Source organism: Kitasatospora sp. NPDC091257, from assembly GCF_044757675.1.
GTDB classification, from domain to species: domain Bacteria; phylum Actinomycetota; class Actinomycetes; order Streptomycetales; family Streptomycetaceae; genus Kitasatospora; species Kitasatospora lactacystinica.
In genome coordinates, this window is record NZ_JBIVVI010000974.1 from 1 (window position 1) to 3,535 (window position 3,535).

Below are 3,535 nucleotides of genomic sequence, written 5' to 3' on the forward strand. Positions count from 1 at the left end.
CCCGGATAGGGGTGTCGGCCCTGTGACGGCCATGCCTACGCTCGGCCCCATTCGCGGAGGCTGAAGGGGCACGGGACGATGGAGTCGAGTGAGCGGCAACTCCGGGCGCAGATGCGCTTCTTCCACGACCTGGTGCGCAAGCTCGCCGCCCAGGGCGATCCCTACGCGAAGGTGCTGAGCGCGCCGGACAACCCCTACCCCGCGTACGAGGAGATCCGGGCGCGGGGCCGGGTCTACCGCAGCCCGCTGGGCACCTGGGTCACCACCGACCACGAACTCGCCAACCAGGTGCTGCGGGACAAGCGCTTCGGCGTGCGCAAGGCCGACGGCGAGAAGGTGCCGGAGTTCATGAACTTCGACAACTCCATGCTCGGCCTCGACCCGCCGCACCACACCCGGCTGCGCCGGATGACCATGCCCACCCTCAACCCGCGCGTCGTCGAGCGCTGGCGCGACCGGGCCGAGGAGATCTGCCACCGGCTGATCGACGACATCCTGGCCCAGGGCGACCGGTTCGACCTGATGACCGCCTTCGCCCACCACCTGCCGACCGCGGTGATCGGCGACCTGGTCGGCATCCCCGAGGAGGACCGGGAGCACTTCCACCACCTCAGCCGGGAGATCGTCCCGCTGCTGGACGGTGTGGTCACCTACGAGAAGGCGCGCAGCGTGGACGCCGCCATCGCCGGGATGACCGAGCTGTTCACCCGGATCGTCGAGCAGCGCCGGGTCGAGCCGCGCGAGGACATGATCAGCCGGATGCTGCCGCTGGTCGACGAGGGCAGCCTGAGCATGGACGAACTGCTGCCGCTGTGCATGTTCCTGCCGCTGGCCGGCACCGAGACCACCGTCAACCTGATCGGCAACGGCATCCTGGCGCTGCTGCGCCACCCCGAGCAGTGGCGGATGGTGGCCGAGGACCCGGAACTGGCCCAGAACGTGGTCAACGAGACGCTGCGCCACGACCCGCCGGTGCAGACCTACCGGCGGATCGTCCACGAGCCGGTCGAGCTGGGCGGTGTCGTGCTGCCCGTCGACAGCGAGCTGGCGATCGTGGCCGCCGGGGCCAACCGGGACCCGCAGGTCTTCCCCGACCCCGCCCGCTTCGACATCACCCGGGTCAGCCGCAACGACACCCTGGCGTTCTCGGCCGGCATCCACTACTGCCTGGGCGCGCCGCTGGCCAGGTTCGAGGCCGAGGTGGCCTACCGGACCCTCATCTCCCGGATGCCCGGGCTGCGGCAGGCCGGGCCGGTGCGCCGGCGGGGCTCCTTCATCATTCGCGGCCTGCGGGAGTTCCCGCTGTCGGCGAGCTGACCCGGCGTCGGCGCACGGCTCCCCGGCGCGGGTCGGCCGCGACCGCACCACGACCGCGTACGGCGCGACCCGCGCACACGGCACTTCCCAGTGGAGGGATCATGGCGGACCCGATCATCCTCGCCGAAGGACTGCACAAGCACTTCGGCGAGGTCCACGCCCTACGAGGGCTCGACCTCGCCGTCCCGGCCGGGACGGTCTGCGGGGTGCTCGGCCCCAACGGCGCCGGCAAGACCACCGCGGTGAACATCCTCGCGACCCTGATGGACCCGGACGCCGGGCACGCCCGGATCGCCGGGCTGGACGTGGTCCGCGAGGCCGACCGGGTGCGCTCGGTGATCGGCCTGGCCGGGCAGTTCGCCGCGGTGGACGAGAAGCTGACCGGCCGCGGCAACCTGCGGATGTTCGGCCGGCTCTACCACCTGCCCCGTCGGCAGGTGCACCAGCGGGCCGACGAACTCCTGGAGCGCTTCGGCCTGATGGAGGCGGCCGACCGGCAGGTGCGCGGCTACTCCGGCGGCATGCGCCGCCGGCTCGACCTCGTCGCCAGCCTGATCCTGCGCCCCCAGGTGCTCTTCCTGGACGAGCCGACCACCGGCCTCGACCCGCGCAGCCGCGGCGAGATCTGGGACTGCGTGCGGGAGCTCGTCGCCGAGGGCACCACCGTGCTGCTCACCACCCAGTACCTGGACGAGGCCGACCAACTGGCCGACGACATCGCGGTGGTGGACTACGGCCGGGTGATCGCCGAGGGCACCCCCGACCAACTCAAGTCGACGATCGGCAACCGCTTCGACGTGGTCGTCGAGGACCCGGCGCTGCTGCCGCAGGCCTCCGCCGTGCTGCACCGGCTGACCGGGGCCGAGCCGACCGGGACCGGCGAGAACAGCCTGAGCGTGCCGTCCGCGGACGGCACCGTGCGGGTCGCCGAACTCGTCCGGGAGCTGGACCGGGCGGGGATCGAGGTCGCCGACGTCAGCCTGCGCCGCCCCACCCTCGACGAGGTGTTCCTGCGCCTGACCGACCGCTCGGCCCCGGCCGACACCGAAACCGACGGCGACGCCCCGGCCGGCGCCCGAGCCGACGACAGAGTCAAGGACCACGCCTGATGACCGTCCAGATCACCCCCGTTGCCCGCCGGACCCCGGTGACCCGCCTGCGCTGGGCGCTGTCGGACGGCTTCGTCCTCGTCGGGCGCGAGTTCAGCCGGCTGCGCCAGGAGCCCGGCTCACTGATCGCCGCCCTGATCTTCCCCGCCGTGATGGTGCTGCTGTTCGGCTACGTCTTCGGCAGCGCCATCCGGATTCCGGGCGGCGGTGACTACCGCGCCTACCTGATGCCCGGGCTGTTCGCCATGGTGACGGCCAGTTCGGTGGTGGCGGTGATCGAGAGGGTCGCCGCCGACGTCTCGCGCGGACTGATGAGCCGGTTCCGCTCGATGCCGATGTCGCGGGTCGCGGTCGCCTTCGGGCACACCGCCTCCGACATGGTCGGCGGCCTGCTCAGCGTGGCCATCATGGCGGTGGCCGGCCTGCTGGTCGGCTGGCGCGCGTCCGACGGGCTGCTGAACGCCCTGGCCGGCTTCGGGCTGCTGGTGCTGATGCGCTACGCGCTCAGCTGGGTCGGCTGCTTCTTCGGCCTGAAGGTCCCCAACGAGCAGATGGCGCAGCAGCTCACGCTGCTCGTGATGCCGGTGACCATGCTGTCGAACGCCTTCGTGCCGACCGACGGGATGCCCGCCTGGCTGCGGTTCATCGCCGAGTGGAACCCGCTCAGCGCCCTGACCGCCGGCTGCCGCGAGCTGTTCGGCAACCCGGGGACGGTGACCGCATCGCCGCCGGTGTGTCGGTCAGAGGGTGTACATGGCGGCGTACGGCGGGGTGATCCGCTCCTGTCGGGTGCCGAAGTCGACGAGGACCGCGGGGTAGGCCCCGTCCTCCACCGCGATGACGCGGCCGAGACCGTACTTGTCGTGGCTGATGCGGTCGCCGACCGCGAAGTGCTTGGGCGGTGCTTCGGGCCGGGGCTTGAAGGGACTGGTGGGCAGAGGGCGTCGGACTGCCGGTGATTTCGTCATCCTGGTCAGTATGCTCCGAAAATCGAGGGAACGGGCCGTCCCGGCCCCAGGAGCCTTCCTGACCATCGACTTGTGGGACGACTACCACTTCAAGACGATGTTCGACCTTTGGTGTTCGAACGGCACGCAGCAGGTCCACGT

General features: G+C 71.3%; 3 protein-coding genes and 1 pseudogene. 3 read left to right on the forward strand and 1 reads right to left on the reverse strand.

Translation table 11 applies throughout. The features are described 5' to 3' along the window. Nucleotides 1–78 precede the first annotated feature (78 nt). The 3 genes and pseudogenes from ACIQOV_RS32985 to ACIQOV_RS32995 form a co-directional block, all read left to right on the forward strand. The gene (locus ACIQOV_RS32985) at nucleotides 79–1,317 is read left to right on the forward strand and encodes a cytochrome P450 (RefSeq protein ID WP_401054401.1); all 1,239 of its coding nucleotides are present in this window, start codon (nucleotides 79–81) and stop codon (nucleotides 1,315–1,317) included. Nucleotides 1,318–1,418: 101 nt separating this feature from the next. Further along, the gene (locus ACIQOV_RS32990) at nucleotides 1,419–2,426 is read left to right on the forward strand and encodes an ATP-binding cassette domain-containing protein (protein WP_401054403.1); all 1,008 of its coding nucleotides are present in this window, start codon (nucleotides 1,419–1,421) and stop codon (nucleotides 2,424–2,426) included. Then, nucleotides 2,426–3,109, forward strand: a pseudogene (locus tag ACIQOV_RS32995) (ABC transporter permease); the annotation flags it as partial. The gene ACIQOV_RS32990 and the pseudogene ACIQOV_RS32995, both read left to right, overlap by 1 nt. A 57-nt stretch (nucleotides 3,110–3,166) precedes the next feature. Here ACIQOV_RS32995 and ACIQOV_RS33000 read toward each other — a convergent pair. Further along, nucleotides 3,167–3,394, reverse strand: a complete 228-nt coding sequence (locus ACIQOV_RS33000) for a hypothetical protein (RefSeq protein ID WP_359907425.1) — start codon at nucleotides 3,392–3,394, stop codon at nucleotides 3,167–3,169. Nucleotides 3,395–3,535: the final 141 nt, after the last annotated feature.

Coding starts and splice junctions, on each gene's coding strand:
- ACIQOV_RS32985 (WP_401054401.1), top strand. CDS start 79: ATGGAGTCGAGTGAGCGGCAACTCCGGGCGCAGATGCGCTTCTTCCAC.
- ACIQOV_RS32990 (WP_401054403.1), top strand. CDS start 1,419: ATGGCGGACCCGATCATCCTCGCCGAAGGACTGCACAAGCACTTCGGC.
- ACIQOV_RS33000 (WP_359907425.1), bottom strand. CDS start 3,394: ATGACGAAATCACCGGCAGTCCGACGCCCTCTGCCCACCAGTCCCTTC.